Origin of the sequence: Variovorax endophyticus (genome assembly GCF_025376855.1) — a bacterium.
Lineage (GTDB): Bacteria > Pseudomonadota > Gammaproteobacteria > Burkholderiales > Burkholderiaceae_C > Variovorax.
The window spans coordinates 43095-60712 of record NZ_JAHUTH010000017.1 but is presented as its reverse complement, the minus strand read 5'-3'; the positions used below and the strand labels follow the sequence as shown (position 1 = coordinate 60712).

General features: G+C 71.4%; 15 protein-coding genes. 11 read left to right on the top strand and 4 right to left on the bottom strand.

Annotated elements, in window-relative coordinates:
* Nucleotides 1-64: 64 nt before the first annotated feature.
* The 4 genes from KV106_RS22000 (at nucleotide 65) to KV106_RS21985 (ending at nucleotide 4444) form a co-directional block, all read left to right on the top strand.
* Entirely contained in the window at nucleotides 65-1591 is a 1527-nt protein-coding gene (locus KV106_RS22000) for an FGGY family carbohydrate kinase (protein WP_261212338.1), read from the top strand.
* Nucleotides 1588-3345 carry a glycerol-3-phosphate dehydrogenase/oxidase gene (locus KV106_RS21995; RefSeq protein WP_261212337.1) on the top strand — a complete coding sequence of 586 codons (1758 nt, stop codon included), beginning with the start codon at nucleotides 1588-1590 and terminating at the stop codon, nucleotides 3343-3345. The genes KV106_RS22000 and KV106_RS21995 overlap by 4 nt, the downstream gene beginning before the upstream one ends.
* Nucleotides 3342-4097: a GntR family transcriptional regulator gene (locus KV106_RS21990; protein WP_057592543.1), complete on the top strand. Its 756-nt coding sequence runs from the start codon at nucleotides 3342-3344 to the stop codon at nucleotides 4095-4097. The genes KV106_RS21995 and KV106_RS21990 overlap by 4 nt, the downstream gene beginning before the upstream one ends.
* A gap of 89 nt (nucleotides 4098-4186) precedes the next feature.
* On the top strand, nucleotides 4187-4444 hold the full coding sequence (locus KV106_RS21985; RefSeq protein ID WP_057592544.1) for an acyl-CoA-binding protein: 258 nt from the start codon (nucleotides 4187-4189) through the stop codon (nucleotides 4442-4444).
* 13 nt (nucleotides 4445-4457) lie between these two features.
* On the opposite strand, the gene KV106_RS21980 is transcribed toward KV106_RS21985, so the two are convergent.
* Nucleotides 4458-5708, bottom strand: a complete 1251-nt coding sequence (locus KV106_RS21980) for a CaiB/BaiF CoA transferase family protein (RefSeq protein ID WP_261212334.1) — start codon at nucleotides 5706-5708, stop codon at nucleotides 4458-4460.
* Nucleotides 5709-6029: 321 nt separating this feature from the next.
* Between KV106_RS21980 and KV106_RS21975 the strand changes: the two genes are divergently transcribed.
* From KV106_RS21975 to KV106_RS21945, 7 genes are all read left to right on the top strand, one after another.
* Nucleotides 6030-6929 (top strand): AraC family transcriptional regulator, encoded by a 900-nt coding sequence (locus KV106_RS21975; RefSeq protein WP_261212332.1) that lies wholly within the window; start codon nucleotides 6030-6032, stop codon nucleotides 6927-6929.
* 111 nt (nucleotides 6930-7040) lie between these two features.
* A complete protein-coding gene (locus KV106_RS21970; RefSeq protein ID WP_057592548.1) occupies nucleotides 7041-7961 on the top strand; it encodes an ABC transporter substrate-binding protein in 921 nt (306 codons plus the stop codon).
* Between the two features lie 26 nt (nucleotides 7962-7987).
* On the top strand, nucleotides 7988-9505 hold the full coding sequence (locus KV106_RS21965; RefSeq protein WP_261212329.1) for a sugar ABC transporter ATP-binding protein: 1518 nt from the start codon (nucleotides 7988-7990) through the stop codon (nucleotides 9503-9505).
* The gene (locus tag KV106_RS21960; protein ID WP_057592549.1) at nucleotides 9502-10482 is read left to right on the top strand and encodes an ABC transporter permease; all 981 of its coding nucleotides are present in this window, start codon (nucleotides 9502-9504) and stop codon (nucleotides 10480-10482) included. The genes KV106_RS21965 and KV106_RS21960 overlap by 4 nt, the downstream gene beginning before the upstream one ends.
* A gap of 48 nt (nucleotides 10483-10530) precedes the next feature.
* Nucleotides 10531-11664: an alcohol dehydrogenase catalytic domain-containing protein gene (locus tag KV106_RS21955; RefSeq protein ID WP_261212326.1), complete on the top strand. Its 1134-nt coding sequence runs from the start codon at nucleotides 10531-10533 to the stop codon at nucleotides 11662-11664.
* Nucleotides 11661-13187, top strand: coding sequence for an FGGY-family carbohydrate kinase (locus KV106_RS21950; RefSeq protein ID WP_261212324.1), 1527 nt, complete (start codon nucleotides 11661-11663; stop codon nucleotides 13185-13187). The genes KV106_RS21955 and KV106_RS21950 overlap by 4 nt, the downstream gene beginning before the upstream one ends.
* A gap of 160 nt (nucleotides 13188-13347) precedes the next feature.
* Nucleotides 13348-14085, top strand: a complete 738-nt coding sequence (locus KV106_RS21945) for an SDR family oxidoreductase (protein ID WP_261212322.1) — start codon at nucleotides 13348-13350, stop codon at nucleotides 14083-14085.
* Between the two features lie 12 nt (nucleotides 14086-14097).
* Here KV106_RS21945 and KV106_RS21940 read toward each other — a convergent pair whose 3' ends face one another.
* Genes KV106_RS21940 through KV106_RS21930 form a run of 3 tightly spaced genes read right to left on the bottom strand, consistent with a single transcriptional unit; the run spans nucleotide 14098 to nucleotide 17616 of the window.
* Nucleotides 14098-14412: a polyhydroxyalkanoic acid system family protein gene (locus KV106_RS21940; RefSeq protein WP_057592553.1), complete on the bottom strand. Its 315-nt coding sequence runs from the start codon at nucleotides 14410-14412 to the stop codon at nucleotides 14098-14100.
* A complete protein-coding gene (locus KV106_RS21935; protein WP_261212319.1) occupies nucleotides 14405-15535 on the bottom strand; it encodes an aminopeptidase in 1131 nt (376 codons plus the stop codon). Before KV106_RS21935 ends, KV106_RS21940 begins: the two co-directional genes overlap by 8 nt.
* Nucleotides 15532-17616 (bottom strand): molybdopterin-containing oxidoreductase family protein, encoded by a 2085-nt coding sequence (locus KV106_RS21930; RefSeq protein WP_261212317.1) that lies wholly within the window; start codon nucleotides 17614-17616, stop codon nucleotides 15532-15534. The genes KV106_RS21935 and KV106_RS21930 overlap by 4 nt, the downstream gene beginning before the upstream one ends.
* Between the last annotated feature and the right edge of the window lie 2 nt (nucleotides 17617-17618).

Sequence of the window (17618 nt, the reverse complement as noted above, 5' to 3'; positions counted from 1 at the left end):
TTGCCCAGAATACTAGGGGAAACGCTACTGCGATCTGAACCAAATTGCCCGAAGCTGTTATGACATGACAACGAACATCTACCTGGGTATAGACATGGGGTCGAGCAGCCTGAAGGCGCTCGCGCTCGATGCCGACAGCGGCCGCACGGTGGCGCTGGCGCGCGCCGCGCTGCCGCACGACCGGCGCCCCGGCGGCGGTTGCGAGGTGGCGGAGGCGGCGATCCATGCGGCGCTGGGCCGCGTGCTCGGCGCCATCGCGGGCCAGCTCGGCCCGCTGGCCGCCGCGGTGCGCGCCATCGGCTGCACCGGCCACGGCGCCGGCCTCTATGCGCTCGACGCGACCGGCCGGCTGGTCGGCGGCAGCGCGGTCGCCTCCACCGACCAGCGCGCCACCGCGCGTGCCCTGAAGCTCGCACGCAGCCACGGCGCGGCGCTGTTCGACGACGTGGGCTGCGGGCCCTGGCCCGGACAGCCGACGCTGATCGCGGCCGAGCTGTTCGGCCACGACGCGGTGCAGCGCGGCGAGCTGCAGCGCCTGCTGTTCGCCAAGGACTACCTGGGCTTCCTGCTGACCGGCGAGGCCGCCACCGACCTCAGCGATGCGAGCACCGCCGGGCTGGTGTCGCTGGCCAGCGGCCGCTGGTCGCAGCAGGCCTTCGACGCAGCGGGCCTGTCGGACCTGTCGCCGCGCACGCTCGGGCGCATCGTGCCCAGCGGCGAGGTGTACGGCCGGCTGCTGCCCGCGCAGGCCGCGGCCTGCGGCCTGCCCGCGGGCGTGCCGGTGGCCATGGGCGCGATCGACCTGCTGGCCTCGATGACCGCGATCCGCGCCGAGGCGCGCGGCCATGCGGTGGCGGTGTTCGGCACCTGGAGCGTGAACGCCGCGATCGGCCCGGCCACGCCCGCGGGCGCGCCCAAGCCGCCGGTGGCCGCGGTGGTGAACTTCGGGCCGGCCGAGCGCCGGCTCTACATGGAGAACAGCCCCTCGTCGATGGCCAACATCGCCTGGGCCGCCGAGGCGCTGGGCTTCGGCAGCGAGCAGGCCGTGATCGATGCCGCCATGGGCTCGCCGCTGGGCGCGCACGGCGTGCGCTTCCTGCCCTTCGTCAACGGCGGCAGCGCGCCGCCGGGCGCGAGCGCGGGCTTCGTGGGCCTGCGCAGCCACCATGGCCGCGCCGACATGGCGCGCGCGGTGGTCGACGCGGTGGTGGCGCTGCATGCGCGCCACCTGGGCCGGCTCGCGGCGCACGGCCTGCTGCCCGAAGCGCTCACCATGCTCGGCGGCGGCGCGCGCGACGCGCGGCTGGCGCGGCTGCTGGCCGGCTTCCTCGGCCGGCCGGTCGCGCGCTGCGGCGACGACGAGACCGGCGCGCGCGGCGCGGCGCTCTACGCCGCCATCTCGCAGGGCCTCGATCTCGACGCGAGCGCCAACGCCCATCTGCTCGCGCCCTGCGAGACCCTCGCGCCCGAAGCGGGCGACATCCCGGCCTGCGCCGATTTCCTGGCCGGCTTCGATGCGCTGCTCGACAGCCTCGCACCGGCCTTCACCCTGACCACCGGCACCACCCGCATGCCGGATTCCGCACGATGAGCGCCTGGCAACTGCCCTTCACCCGTCCCGCCTCGCTCGCCGGACGCCATTTCTCCACCGTCATCGTCGGCGCCGGCATCAACGGCGTGGGCGTGTTCCGCGACCTCTCGCTGCAGCGCGTGGATTGCCTGATCGTCGACAAGGGCGACTTCGGCGCCGGCGCGAGCAGCGCGCCCTCGCGCATGATCCACGGCGGCCTGCGCTACCTTGAGAACGGCAGCTTCTCGCTGGTGGCCGAGGCCACGCGCGAACGCAACCTGCTGCTGCGCAACGCGCCGCACCTGGTGAAGCCGCTGAAGACGGTGGTGCCGCTCGCGAGCCTGTTCGGCGGCATGCTCGGCAGCGCGCTGCGCTTCCTCGGCCGGCCGGCCTCGCCGCGCACGCGCGGCCTGCTGGCGGTGGCGCTGGGGCTGCGGCTGTACGACCTGCTGGGCCGGCGCCAGCGCGTGATGCCGGGCCACCGCATCGACCGCGTGCCGCCGCGCGACCGCCAGCTGTTCCGCGCGGCGATCCGCTGGACCGCGACCTTCTTCGACGCCTGGATCAGCCATCCCGAATGGCTGATCCTCGAGCTGATCGCCGATGCCTGCCGCGACCAGCCGCGCTCCACCGCCGTCAACCACTGCCGCGTGATGGGCTGCGCGGGCAACATCCTCACCCTGCGCGACGAGATCACGGGCGAGCTGGTGCGCGTGACGGCCGACACGGTGGTCAATGCCAGCGGCGCCTGGCTCGACCGCAGCACCGCGGTGCTCGGCGGCAGCGGCCCGCGCGTGATGGGCACCAAGGGCTCGCACCTGGTGCTCGACCATCCCGCGCTGCGCGACGCGCTCGACGGCCGCATGGCCTACTTCGAGGCGATGGACGGACGCGTGTGCATCGTCTATCCCTTCCTCGACCGCGTGCTGGTCGGCTCGACCGACATCCCGGTGGAAGATCCCGACCAGATCGCCACCGAGCCGGAGGAGGTCGACTACCTGCTCGAGGTGCTGCGCGAGGTGTTCCCCAACCTCGCCTTCGACCCGGCCGACGTGGTCTACACCTATGTCGGCGTGCGGCCGCTGGCGCGCTCCGATGCCGACAAGCCGGGCCAGATCTCGCGCGACCACTCGGTGGCCGTCGATCCGCCGAACGCCACGCGCGACATCCCGATCGTCTGCCTGGTGGGCGGCAAGTGGACCACCTTCCGCGCGCTGGCCGAGGAGGCCACCGACGCGGTGCTGCGCCACCTCGGCCGCGCGCGCACCGCCTCCACCGACATGCTGCCGATCGGCGGCGGCGCCGAGTTCCCGGCCGACGCGGCCGCCACCGAGCGCCTGCTCGAGCGCCTGATGGCCACCGGCGCGAGCCGCCGCCGCGCCCAGGCGCTGTTCGCGCGCTACGGCGCCAAGGCGCTGCCGCTGGCGCAGCGGCTCGCGGCCTCGGGCGACGTGCCGCTGCGGCATGCGCCCGACTACTCGGTGGCCGAGCTCGGCTACCTGTGCCTCGAGACCGGCGTGATCCACCTGTCGGACCTGGTGGTGCGCCGCACCCTGCTGGCGATCCGCGGCCAGGTCACCGACGCCGCGCTGGCCGAGATCGCCGGCATCGCGGCCGAGGCCCTGGGCTGGGACGCGCAGCGCCAGCGCGAGGAGCTCCATGCCTGCGCCACCGCGCTGCGCGAACGCCACGGCGTGCGCCTGCAGACCGCCGCCCCGGCAGCGGACTCCCCTTTGGATGCATCATTGATGGCCTCGAAGCCCGTCCTCACGTGAACAGCCCGACCTTGACCGCGCCCGCCCTCGACCGGAATTCCGAATCGCCCCTGTGGGCCCAGTTTCGCGACGCCGTCCGCCTGCAGATCCTGCAGGGCGAACTGCCGATCGGCGCCAAGCTGCCGTCCGAGGCCGAACTCGGCGACCAGTACGGCATCTCGCGCATCGTGGTGCGCGAGGCGCTGGCCGACCTGGTGCGCAACGGCCTCATCTACAAGATCAAGGGCCGCGGCGCCTTCGTCGCGGCGCGCGAGCGCGACGAGGACTTCGTCTCCACCGTGCTGGGCTTCTCCGACGAGATGGAGCGCAAGGGCCGCTCGGTGCGCACCCAGATCCTGACCCAGGAGCTGCGCCTGCCCACCACCCTCGAGGCCGGTGCGCTCGGCCTCACCGAAGACACGCAGGTGGTCGCGCTCAAGCGCCTGCGCAGCGTGGACGGCGAGCTGCGCCTCCTGGTCGAGACCGTGGTGCCGGCCGACATGGCGCCGGGCCTGCACCGCATCCGGCTGGAAGACCGCTCGCTCTACGACGTGCTGCGCCGCCAGTACGGCCTGCGCCTGGTGCGCGCCGAGCGCTGGATCGACGCCGTGCTGCCCGACGCCCAGACCTGCGAGCTGCTGAACCTGCCCGCGCCCGAGCCGCTGCTGCGCATCGAATCGATCGCCTACGGGCTCAACGGAAGGCCGCTCGAGCACTACCGCGCGCTGCACCGCTGCAAGTCGAGCCGGCTGCACGTGCAGACCACGACCTGAGGCCCTTCACGCGGCGCGGGCTCGAACGCGGGTGACTGTCGGGTCAGTAAGATGCCCGACTCCTTCCACCTACCTACGTATCCCCCGCCATGTCCGACCTCGACGAACGCTTCCAGACCGCCCAGGCCAATTCCAAGCTGCTGGCCGAGCGCCCCGACAACCCCACGCTGCTGAAGATCTACGGCCTGTTCAAGCAGGCGACCGAGGGCGACAACACGGCCAAGAAGCCCAGCTTCAGCGACATCGTCGCGCGCGCCAAGTGGGATGCCTGGACCTCGCGCAAGGGCCTGAGCGGCGACGAGGCCAAGGAACAGTACATCGCGCTGATCGAGTCGCTGCGCGGCTGAGTGCCGGCTCCCCTCACGCCCCGCCGATGATCCCGCGCTCGCGCAGCGCCGCGATCTGGCCGGCGGTCAATCCGATCTCCTCGAGCACCGCGTCGGTGTCCGCGCCCAGCGCGGGCGCGTTCAGCCGGTGCGCGGCCGGCGTGCGCGAGAGCTTGGGCACGAAGCCCGGCACCGACAGCTCGCTGCCGTCGTCCATGCGCAGCCGCTGCAGCATGCCGCGCGCCGCGTAGTGCGGGTCGGCCGCGATGTCGGCGATGGTGTAGATGCGCCCGGCCGGCACGTGCGCGGCATCGAGCGCGGCCAGCACCTCGTCGACGGTGCGGCTGGCGGCCCAGTCGCCGATGGCGGCGTCGAGCACTTCCACCCGAGCCACGCGGCCGGCGTTGTTCGCCAGCGCGGGATCGGCCGCCAGATCGGGCCGGCCGATGCAGCCCATGAGGCGGCGGAAGATGCTGTCGCCATTGCCCGCGACGATCGCGTAGCCGCCGTCGGCGCAGCGGTAGGCATTGGTCGGCGCGATGCCCGGCAGCGCGCTGCCCGCGGCCTCGCGCACCGCGCCGAAGGCGCCGTACTCGGGCAGCAGGCTCTCCATGCAGTTGAAGACGGCCTCGTAGAGCGCCACGTCGACCACCTGGCCCAGGCCCTTCGGATGCTCGGCGCTCACGGTGGCATGGCGATGCTGCAGCGCCATCAGCACGCCGACCACGCCATGCAGCGAGGCCAGCGTGTCGCCGATCGACACGCCCACGCGCACCGGCACGCGGCCCGGCTCGCCCGTGAGGTGGCGCAGCCCGCCCATGGCCTCGGCCACCACGCCGAAGCCGGGCCGGTCGCGGTAGGGACCGGTCTGTCCATAGCCGCTGATGCGCAGCATCACGAGCGCGGGATTGGCCGCCAGCAGCGCCTCGGGGCCCAGGCCCCAGCCCTCCATCGCGCCGGGGCGGAAGTTCTCGATCAGCACGTCGGCCTCGGCCGCGAGCTGGCGCACGATGGCCTGGGCCTCGGCCTCGCGCAAGTCCAGCGCCAGCGAGCGCTTGTTGCGCGACTGCACCTGCCACCAGACCGAGGTGCCGTCCTTCATCAGCCGCCAGCTGCGCAGCGGATCGCCCGCGCCGGGCGGCTCGATCTTGACCACCTCGGCGCCGAAGTCGGCCAGCGTGCGGGCCGCGAAGGGGCCGGCGATCAGCTGGCCGAGCTCGATGACCTTGAGGCCGGCGAGCGGGCCGGCGGCGGGAACGGAGGAGGAAGCAGTGGATGTCGTCATGGCCTGCGAGTGTGCCGCGCGCCGCGCCGGGGCTTGCGGGGCGGGAAAACACCTATGAATTCTTGACGCCCGCACGGCCTCGAGACGCCCGGCTTTCCGCAGCGCAGCAATCCGGGCCGTCGCGGGCCGTTTCCCTCGGGGAGAAAGCTTCTTGCTGCGCCGCAGCGCGGATCGCGGTGCGCCCCGCGCGCCCGACACCGCGCATCAAAAAAGTATCGATTCGGGCCGCCATCTCTGGTTGTTGGCGTCGGGAGCGGTTCGTACAGTCCGCCCCACGCTGTCACGCACCATCCGAACACTGCCCGAGGAACAACGAGCGCCATGCAACCCGATCTGGAAATCGTCGAAGTCCGCGGTGACGAATCCTTCGCCTGCTGGGCCCACGGCTACCCCTACCGCACCGTGCGCTGGCACTTCCATCCCGAGTACGAGATCCAGCTCATCGTCGAGACCCAGGGCGTGTACTTCGTGGGCGACCACGTCGGCCACTTCGAGCCCGGCAACCTCGTGATGATGGGCCCCGACCTGCCGCACAACTGGATCAGCGACGTGCCCGCGGGCCAGAGCGTGGAGCGGCGCGGCATCGTGATCCAGTTCCCGGCCGGCCTGGTGCGCAACATGGCCGCGAGCTTCCCCGAGTTCGCGCGCATCGCGCCGCTGATCGCCGAGTCGGGCGCGGGCCTGCTGTTCTCGGCCGAGACCGCGGCCGCCGCCAAGCCGCTGATGGAGGCGCTGCTCGAGGCGCGCGGGCTGCGCCGCGTGATCCTGCTGCTGTCGCTGCTCGAGCTGCTGGCCGCGAGCCAGGACCGCCAGCGGCTCGCGAGCCCGGCCTTCAAGCCCGATCCCAAGGCCTTCATGTCGCACGCCATCAACAACGTGCTGGCCCACATCGCGGCCAACCTCGGCGACGAGCTGCGCGAGCCGATGCTGGCCGAGCTGGTGGGCCAGAGCCCGAGCGCCTTCTCGCGCGCCTTCCGCAAGCACACGGGCCAGTCCTTCGTGCGCTACGTGAACCGGCTGCGCATCAGCCGCGCCTGCGAGCTGCTGACCAGCAGCGAGAAGCCGGTGCTCGACGTCTGCATGGACGTGGGCTTCAACAACGTGTCGAACTTCAACCGGCAGTTCCTGCTGCACAAGCGCATGCCGCCGACCAAGTTCCGCAACTTCCACCGCATGCAGGCGGCGCAGGCCGCGCACCTGCGCGGCGCCAGCCCGCCGTAGGCGGCGCGCCCCCGTTTCCCGCATCGCCATCGGCGCGGGCCCGTTCGGGCACCGCGCGGGGCGAAGCCTTGCCCGCGTCCTTTCCACCGTCATCACCCAAGGAGACATGCCATGAAGAAGAACATCCTCGCCACCGCCACCCTCGCCGCGCTGCTGTGCGCCGCCTCCGCCGCGCAGGCCCAGGCGCCGAAGCAGCCGCTGCGCATCGGCATGAGCTTCCAGGAGCTCAACAACCCCTACTTCGTGACCATGAAGCAGGCGCTCGAGGAAGCGGCCGCGAGCATCGGCGCCAGCGTGGTCGCGACCGACGCGCGCCACGACGTGGCCAAGCAGATCGGCGACGTGGAGGACATGATCCAGAAGAAGGTCGACATCCTGCTCTTGAACCCGACCGACTCCACCGGCGTGCAGTCGGCGGTGCGCTCGGCCAAGAAGGCCGGGCTGGTGGTGGTGGCGGTCGATGCCAACGCACAGGGCCCGGTCGACTCCTTCGTCGGCTCGAAGAACACCGACGCGGGCCGGCTGGCCTGCGAGCACCTGGCCAAGGCCATCGGCGAGAAGGGCGACGTGGCGATCCTCGACGGCATCCCGGTGGTGCCGATCCTCGAGCGCGTGAAGGGCTGCCGCGAGGCGCTCGCCAAGTACCCGGGCATCAAGGTGGTGAGCACGCAGAACGGCAAGCAGGAACGCGCCACCGCGCTCACCGTGACCGAGAACATCCTGCAGGCCAACAAGGACCTGAAGGGCATGTTCAGCGTCAACGACGGCGGCGCGATGGGCGCGCTCGCGGCCATCGAGGCCAGCGGCAAGGACGTGAAGCTCACCAGCGTCGACGGCGCGCCCGAGGCCATCAAGGCGATGCAGAAGCCGGGCTCGAAGTTCATCGCCACCACCGCGCAATACCCGCGCGACCAGATCCGGCTGGCCATCGGCATCGCGCTCGCGAAGAAGTGGGGCGCCAACGTGCCGGCGGCGGTGCCGGTCGACGTGAAGCTGATCGACGCAGAAGGCGCGAAGAGCTTCAGCTGGTAAGGCGCGGACGGACCCTGGCCGTGACCATGAACGACACCGCCGAGATGCTGCGGCTGGAGGGCGTCTCGAAGCGCTTTCCCGGCGTGCAGGCGCTCTCGGGCATCGACCTCTCGATCCGCAAGGGCGAGGTGCATGCACTGCTCGGCGAGAACGGCGCGGGCAAGTCGACGCTGATGAAGATCCTCTGCGGCATCCACCAGGCCGACGAGGGCCGCATCTACATCGACGGCAGCGAGCGCCGCTTCGCGGGCTATGCCGACGCCATCGCGGCGGGCGTGGGGATCATCTTCCAGGAGTTCAGCCTGATCCCGCACCTGGACGCGGCCGAGAACATCTTCCTGGGCCGCTACCCCACGCGCCGCTTCGGCCTGATCGACCGGGCCGCGATGCGGCGCGCGGCGCGGCAGCTGTTCGACGAGCTCGGCGTGCGCATCGACCTGCGCGTGCCGGTGTGCCGGCTCTCGGTGGCGCAGCAGCAGTTCGTGGAGATCGGCAAGGCGCTGTCGCTGAAGGCGCGCCTGCTGGTGCTCGACGAGCCGACCGCCACGCTCACGCCGAACGAGGCGGACCACCTGTTCCGCATCATGCGTTCGCTGCGCGAGCGCGGCGTGGCGATGATCTTCATCTCGCACCACCTCGACGAGATCTTCGAGGTCTGCGACCGCATCAGCGTGCTGCGCGACGGCGCCAACGCGGGCCATGCGGAGGTCGGCGCGACCGACATCGACGCGCTGGTCGAGATGATGGTGGGCCGGCGCATCGAGCAGAGCTTTCCGCCCAAGCCGCAACCGGCACCGCATGCGGCCGGCGCGCGCAAGCTGCTCGAGGTGCCCGCCATCCAGCTCGCGAAGGGCGGGCCGGTCAATGCCTTCGAACTGCATGCGGGCGAGATCCTCGGCTTCGCGGGCCTGGTCGGCTCGGGCCGCACCGAGCTCGCGCTCGGCATGATGGGCGCCGACCGCGCGCACCGCAAGACGGTGCTGCGCAACGGCAAGCCCGTGCGGCTCGACGATCCCACGCAGGCGCTGGCGCACGGCATCGGCCTCCTGCCCGAGAGCCGCAAGGTGCAGGGGCTGATCACCGACTTCACGATCCGCTTCAACATCACGCTCAACAACCTGGGCCGGCACCGCCGCGCGGGCCTGGTGCGCGAGGGCGCCGAGAAGCGCGAGGCGGCCGAGCTCGCGCGCCGCGTGGGCGTGAAGGCGCCGGACCTCGAGACCCGCGTGGCCACGCTCTCGGGCGGCAACCAGCAGAAGGTGGTGATCGCGCGCTGGCTCGGCCACGCCTGCGAGGTGCTGATCTTCGACGAGCCCACGCGCGGCATCGACGTCGGCGCCAAGGCCGAGATCTACGCCCTGATGCGCGAGCTCACGCGCCAGGGCAAGGCGGTGCTGATGATCTCGAGCGAGCTGCCCGAGATCGTCGGCATGTGCGACCGCGTCGCGGTGTTCTCGGGCGGGTCCATCGTGGCCACGCTCGAGGGCGACTCCATCCACTCCGGCGACATCATGCGCCACGCAACCACAGGGGGTTCGCCATGAACGCCACCGCCAGCCATCCCGCGCCGCCCGCTCCCGCCGGTGGATTCCTCACCGAGCTGCGCCGCTCCACGGCCTTCCTGCCGCTGGTCGGGCTGGTCGCGATCTCGGTCTTCATGATCGTCGCGACCGACAACTTCCTGTCCTGGGGCAACCTGCAGAACATCGCGCTGCAGTCCTCGATCAACGCCATCATCGCGGTCGGCATGACCGCGGCCATCCTCACCGGCGGCATCGATCTCTCGGTGGGCGCGGTGGTGGCGCTGTCGGGCACCTTGGCCTCGGGGCTGATGGTGCAGTTCGGGTTGCCGCCGCTGCTCGCGGTGCCGCTGGGCCTGGCCGTGGGCGCGGTCATCGGCCTGTTCAACGGCTACTGCGTGGCCTACCTGCGCATGCCGCCGATCATCGTGACCCTGGCCACCATGGGCATCGCGCGCGGCATCGCGCTGATCTACACCGGCGGCTACCCGATCGACGGCCTGCCCGAGTCCTTCGCCTTCCTCGGCGGCGGCACGCTGGCGGGCATCAAGGTGCCGATCCTGCTCATGCTCGCCACCTACCTCGCGGCCTACGTGCTGCTGAACATGGCGCCCTTCGGCCGCTACGTCTACGCCATCGGCGGCAACGAGGAAGCGACGCGGCTGTCGGGCGTGCGGGTGGCGCGCTACAAGCTGCTGGTGTATGCGCTCAGCGGCTTCACGGCCGCGGTCGCCGGCATCGTGCAGGCCTCGCGCGTGACCAGCGGCCAGCCCGGCGTGGGCGTGGGCTTCGAGCTCGACGCCATCGCCGCCGTGGTGATGGGCGGCACCTCGATCGCCGGCGGCCGCGGCGCGATCGTCGGCACCCTCGTCGGCGCGCTGCTGCTGGGCGTGCTCAACAACGGGCTCAACATGATCGGCGTGTCGCCGTACCTGCAACTGATCATCAAGGGCGGCATCGTGCTGCTCGCGATCTTCATCAGCCGGGAAGCGAAGCGCTAGCCCTCCCTCTTCTGCCTTGCTCCTTCCCCCTCCCCCCACAAGGAACCCATGTCTTATCAAAAGCTCCAGTCCGGCAGCACGGGCGCCATCGCCCGGCTCGCCATGCAGGCCGTCGTCTGCCACGGCCCCAAGGACTACCGCCTCGAAACCGTCGACGTACCCGCCATCGGCGCCAACGAACTGCTGATCTCGATCGCGGCCTGCGGCATCTGCGCCTCCGACTGCAAGTGCCACTCGGGCGCGAAGATGTTCTGGGGCGGCGACGGCCAGCCCTCGTGGGTCAAGGCGCCGGTGATCCCGGGCCACGAGTTCTTCGGCTACGTCGAGGCGCTCGGCGAAGGCGCGGCCGAGCACTTCGGCGTGAGCAAGGGCGACCGCGTGATCGCCGAGCAGATCGTGCCCTGCGGCAAGTGCCGCTTCTGCACCTCGGGCAAGTACTGGATGTGCGAGGTGCACAACATCTTCGGCTTCCAGCGCATCGTGGCCGACGGCGGCATGGCCGACTACATGCGGCTGCCGCCGACCGCGCGCGTGCACAGGATCCCCGACGGCATCCCGCTCGAGGACGCGGCCATCATCGAGCCGCTGTCGTGCGCGATCCATACCGTGAACCGCGGCGACATCCAGCTCGACGACGTGGTGGTGATCGCGGGCGCCGGCCCGCTCGGCCTGATGATGACGCAGGTGGCGGCGCTCAAGACGCCCAGGCAGCTGATCGTGATCGACCTCGTGCCCGAACGCCTCGCGCTCGCGAAGCAGTACGGCGCCGACGTCGTCATCAACCCGAAGACGGAGAACGCCGACGCCATCGTCAAGGGCCTGACCGAAGGCTATGGCTGCGACGTCTACATCGAGACCACGGGCGCGCCGATCGGCGTGACGCAGGGCCTGGAGATGATCCGCAAGCTCGGCCGCTTCGTCGAGTTCAGCGTCTTCGGCTCGGAGACCAGCGCCGACTGGTCGATCATCGGCGACCGCAAGGAGCTCGACGTGCGCGGCGCCCATCTCGGGCCCTACTGCTACCCGATCGCCATCGACCTGCTGGCGCGCGGGCTCGTGACCTCGAAGGGCATCGTCACGCACGACTTCCCGCTGACCGAATGGGAACGCGCCTTCGCGCTCGCCAACTCGCTCGACTCGATCAAGGTGCTGCTCAAGCCGCAGCCACGGACCGCCCCATGAAGTGCGTGATCGGCGTCGACATCGGCACGCAGAGCACCAAGTGCCTGCTGGTCGGCATCGACGGGCGCGTGCGCGCGCAGGCCGGCGTGGCCTACCAGCCCGAGACGCCGAAGCCGCTGTGGGCGCAGCAGGACTGCGCCGTGTGGTTCGATGCCGTGTGCGAGAGCGTGCGCGCCTGCGTCGCGAAGAGCGGCATCGCGCCCGCCGACATCGCCGCGATGTGCGTGAGCAGCCTCTATGGCGGCGCCGGCATCCCGGTCGACGAGGCCATGCAGCCGCTGCACCCCTGCCTGATCTGGATGGACCGGCGCGCCACCGCGCAGGTCGATGCGGTGAACGCGACGGTCGACGTCCAGAAGCTGCAGGCGATCACGGGCAACGGCGTGGACAGCTACTACGGCTACACCAAGATGCTGTGGATCCGCGAGCACCGGCCCGAGGTGTGGAACAGGACGCGCTGGTTCCTGCCGCCCAACAGCTACGTCAACTGGCGGCTGACCGGCGAGCTCGCGGTCGACCACAGCTCGGCCGGCAACATCGGCGGCGTCTACGACGCGGCGCGGCGCGGCTGGTCCCACGAGGCGCTCGGCATGCTGGGCATTCCGGCGCGCATGATGCCGCCGCGGTTGGTCGAATCGAGCGACGTGGTCGGCGGCCTGAAGGCCGAATGGGCCGCGCGGCTCGGCCTCGCCGAAGGCATGCCCCTGATGGGCGGCGGCGTGGATGCCGCGGTGGCCACCTTCTGCGCGGGCGTGACCGGCAGCGGCGACCACGTCGCGATGATCGGCACCAGCATGTGCTGGGGCTTCGTGAGCCCGAGCGTGGACGCGCGCCACCGGCTCATCGGCATGCCGCACGTGTACCGCGGCGCGGACCGCAGCTACGTGTTCGGCGGCGCCATCGCCGCGGGCGCGGCCGTCACCTGGTTCCGCGAGACCTTCTGCCAGGCCGAGCTGACCGAGGCCGCGCGCACCGGCGAGGACGCGCATGCGCTGATCGAGCGCCAGGCCGTCGACGTGCCGCCCGGCGCGCAGGGCCTGGTGTTCCTGCCCTACCTGATGGGCGAGCGCAGCCCGATCTGGGACGCGCAGGCCAAGGGCGCCTTCATCGGCCTCTCGCTCGCGCACGGCCGTGCCCACCTCTACCGTGCCGTGCTCGAGGGCGTGAGCTTCGCGCTGCAGCACAACATCGAGGCCGGGCGCCAAAGCGGCCAGCCGCTGGACCCGCGCCTGATCGTGGTCGGCGGCGCGGCCCACTCCGACCTCTGGATGCAGATCGTGGCCGACATCACGGGCTACCCCGTGTTCACCATCGAGGAAGAGGTCGAGGCTGCCCTCGGCGCGGCAATGCTCGCGGCGCTGGGCGCGGGGCTGGTCGATGCGGCGACGGCCGAACGCGGCTGGGTCACGCTGGTGGAACGCGCAAGGCCGGAGCCCCAGGCGCAGGCCGTCTACCGCGAGCGCTTCGATATCTACAAGTCCCTCTACCCCGCATTGCGCGATGCGATGCACCGGCTGAAATGAACGCACAACCACGGCACCGGCCGCACACCCCGGCGTATCCAGTGCACAGGGCAGTGGGTGCTTCCCGCAGCGAAATAAAGGAGGAGCCGAAGGCGGGGGACATTCGCGGAGGGAAGTACCCGCTGTCCTGTGCACGCCCCCCGAACAAGAGCCACCCGACATGACCCTCACCTTCGATTTCAGCAACCGCAAAGCCCTGGTCACCGGCGCCAGCAGCGGCATCGGCCACGCCGTGGCCACGCAGCTCGCGCGCTCGGGCGCCGCCGTGACGGCCGTGGGCCGCGACGCCGAGGCGCTTCAGAAACTGGCAGCGCAGACAGGCTGCACACCGCGAGTGCTCGACGTGGCCGCCCCCCAAGCCCTCGACCAGGCATTCGCCGAGCTCCCCGCCTTCGACCTCGTGGTGAACTGCGCCGGCATCGCGCTGCTCGAACCGGCGCTCGAACTGCAGGCCCACAGCTTCGATGCCGTCATGGCCGTCAATGCGCGTGCCGCCGCGCTGGTCGCCGCGCGCTGCGGCAAGGCGATGGCCGCGGCCGGCGTGCGCGGCAGCATCGTCAATGTCTCGAGCCAGGCCGCGCTGGTCGCGCTCGACGACCACCTCTGCTACTGCGCCTCGAAGGCCGCGCTCGATGCGATCACGCGCTCGCTGTGCCTCGAGCTCGGGCCGCACGGCATCCGCGTCAACAGCGTCAATCCCACCGTCACGCTCACGCCCATGGCCGAGCAGGCCTGGGCCGATCCGGCCAAGAGCGCGGCCGCCATCGCGGGCATCCCGCTCGGGCGCTTCGCGCGCGTGGAGGAAGTGGTCGCGCCGATCCTCTTCCTGCTGAGCGAGGGCGCGTCGATGATCAGCGGCGCATCGCTGCCGGTGGACGGCGGCTACACCATCGCCTGAAACGGCCGCGCTTCAGGCGAAGCGGTTGCCGCCCTCGGCCGGCCCCAGCAGCGCATCGAGGTTGCGGCTGATCTTCTGCTCGATCATTTCGCTGAAGCTGCTGAAGAGGAAGCCCAGCGTGGCATCGAAGGTGAGCGTCTGGGCCGTCACCTCGACCGTGCCGTCGATGCCGGCGCGCGTGAAGGTCGCCACGTCGCGCTCCTCGCCCTCGGTGTAGACGCAATCGAGCCCGAACTCCTGCTCGGCCTGCCGCACCCACTTGCGTGCCACCTGGCGTGCGCGGGCGATGCCCAGGGTGTGTTGGCGTTCGATATGGATGTCAGGCACCGTCGTGTTCTCCGTTGTTGTCGTGGCCGCGGCCGCGCCGCGTCTGCAGGATGCCGCTGGCCGTGGCGAGCGCCTGGCGGCGCTCCTCCATGGTCGGCAACCGGCCGATGCGGCGGACCTCAGTGTAAAAGCGCGGCCAGCTCCGGCCCTCGCGTTCGAACAGCGCCTCGAAACTCGGCACCAGGTCGTCGTAGGCGCCCTGCGCGCCGAAGGCCGCGTTGTTGGCGCGCGCCACCCAGCCGTCGTAGGCATGCTGGCGCGGGCCGGCCCAGCCCTCGCGCAGCGCCGCGTAGCGGGCGCGGAAGTCGTCCATCGCGGCCTGCTTCATCGCGGCCACGGCCTTCCAGTCCTGGGCCTTGGCCTCGGGCGATTCGTAGACCCGCGTGAGCGCGCGCCGGGTGTCGAGCGCGAGCGCGCGGAACTGCTGGCGCTGGGCATCGAACTGCGCGTACTCACGGCGCGCCGGCTCGCCGGCCTCGCGCTGCAGCCACAGCGCGCCGCCGATGCGCTCGACCGCCGTCGCATAGGACTCGTTGAACACCGTGTCGCCCGCCACGTAGAGCACCTGGTGCGCGAGCTCGTGGAACACCAGCCGCGCGAGCTCGCCCTCGGGGTAGCCGATGAAGGTCGACAGCAGCGGATCGCCGCCGGCCCAGTTCATCCAGCCCAGCGTGGAGTAGGCGGGCACCGGGTAGACCGAGACCTCGAGGTCCTGCCGCTTCTGCGCCTCGGCCTCGGCCTTGGCCGCCTCCTCGCTGTAGTAGCCGCGGTAGCCCACGCAGCCCGCCACGGGGAAGCACCAGCTCTTGAGCGTGAGCGAATACGGCGGCGCCGCCACCACGTTCCACACCGCGGCCGCGCGGTGCAGGTCGGCGTAGGCGGTGTAGCTGGGGTTGTCGGGCAGCCCCAGCTCGTCGCTCGCGAAGCGGCGGATGCGCTGCGTGAGCTCGAGCTTGGCCTTGAGGGCCGCGGGCACCGCCGGATCGGCCAGCCAGTCGGGCACCGGCTTGGCGGCGCGCATGATGCCGATGTGGCCGCTGGCCGACTGCCAGTAGTAGCGCAGGTCGGCGCAGCCGCCGAGCAGCAGCGCGCCGGCCAGCGCCACGATGGAGGCGGCCTTCACGCCGCCGCCGCCTGCGCGCCGGCCACGCGCTCGACCTCGACCAGGCAGTCGTAGAAGGTCGGGCCGCGACCGATGTCGGTCAGGCGCTGGCTCGTGAGCTGGTTGACGTTGGTGCCGTCCATGCCGAGCTTGCGCCACCAGATGCCCATGCCGTTGACCACGCCGGGGCGCGCGCGGCGCGAGACCTCGGCGCGGCAACGGTGCTCGCCGCGGCCGTTGAACACGCGCACCAGCGCGCCGTCCTCGATGCCGCGCACGGCGGCGTCGTCGGCATGGATCTCGAGCAGCGGCTCGACCTCGATCGCGCGCAGGCTGGTCACGTTGACGAAGGTGGAATTGAGGAAGTTGCGCGCCGGCGGCGAGATCATCGCGAGCGGGAATTCGGTGGAGCTGCCCGCCGGCTCCCAGTTGGGCACATGGTCGGGCAGGCCGTCCATGCCCATGGCCGCCAGGCGCGCGCTGTGGAACTCGCAGCGGCCCGAGGGCGTGGGGAAGCAGCCCTCGGCGAACGGCGCCTCGGCCAGCTTCACGCTGGTGAAGCCCTGCGCCAGCAGCTGCGCGAAGTCGATGCTCCCCTCGGCGAAGGCGGTGCGGCACAGCGACTCGTCGCTCTCGGCGAAGCAGGGCTCGTCGAAGCCCAGGCGGCGCGCCAGCTCGCGGAACACCCAGGCATTGCTGCGCGCCTCGCCGCGCGGCGCCACGGCCGGGCGGTTCAGCAGCACGTCGGTGTGGCCGTAGCTGCAGTGGATGTCCCAGTGCTCGAGCTGCGTGGTGGCCGGCAGCAGGTAGTCGGCGTAGTCGGCGGTGTCGGTGCGGAACTGCTCGAGCACCACGGTGAACAGGTCCTCGCGCGCGAAGCCCGCCGCCACCTTGGCCGATTCGGGCGCCACCGCCACCGGGTTGCTGTTGTAGACCACGATCGCCTGGATCGGCTTCGCGGTGTCGAGCAGCGCGTCGCCGATGGTGCTCATGTTGATGGTGCGCGGCCGGCGGCCGGCCAGCAGGTCGGGCCGCTGCAGCGCGGCGCGGTCGACCGGGTAATGGCCCGAGCTGCTCAGCAGCAGCCCGCCCGCACGGTCGCGCCAGGCGCCCACCAGCGCCGGCAGGCAGGCGACCGCGCGCGCCGCGTTGCCGCCGCCGCGCACGCGCTGCATGCCGTAGTTCAGGCGGATCGCGGCCGGCTTCGTGGTGCCATAGGCCCGGGCCAGCGCCACGATCTGTTCCTCGGGCACGCCGCACACGCGTGCCGCGCGCTCGGGCGGCCATTGCAGCGCGCGCTCGCGCAACTGCTCCCAGCCCAGCGTGTGGTTCGCGATGTAGTCGTGGTCGAGCCAGTCGTGCACGATCAGCTCGTGCATCAGCGCCAATGCCAGCGCGGCATCGGTGCCCGGCAGCAGCGCGATGTGCTCGTCGCACTTGTCGGCGGTCTCGGTGCGCCGCGGGTCGATGCACACCAGCCGCGCGCCGGCGCGCCGGGCCGCCTGGGCGTGGCGCCAGAAGTGCAGGTTGCTCGCGATCGAGTTGCTGCCCCAGATCAGGATCAGCTTCGCCTCGGCGAAGAACTCGATGCGCATGCCGACCTTGCCGCCCAGCGTGTGGACCATGGCCTCGCCGCCGGCCATCGAGCAGATGGTGCGGTCGAGCAGGCTGGCGCCGAGCTTGTGGAAGAAGCGCCGGTCCATCGATTCGCCCTGCACCAGGCCCATGGTTCCCGCATAGCTGTAGGGGAGAATGGCCTCGGGATCAGCCTGCAATGACCGAAGATGCGCGGCGATGCCGTCGAGCGCGGCCTCCCAGCTCACCGGCTCGAAGCGGCCGCTGCCCTTGGGGCCGACCCGCTTGAGCGGCTGGACCAGCCGTTCGGCATGGTCGTTGCGTTCGATGTAGCGGGACACCTTGGTGCACAGCACGCCGCCCGTGTGCGAATGGGCCGGATTTCCCTGCAGCTTGACCGCCACCCCGTCCTTGACGGTGGTGACGAGCGCGCAGGTGTCCGGGCAGTCGTGGGGGCAGGCGCCGAGCACCGTGGCGGCAGTGGCGGGCGAGGAGTCGTGGGGGGTGTCGTTCGAGGCGTGGGCCATCG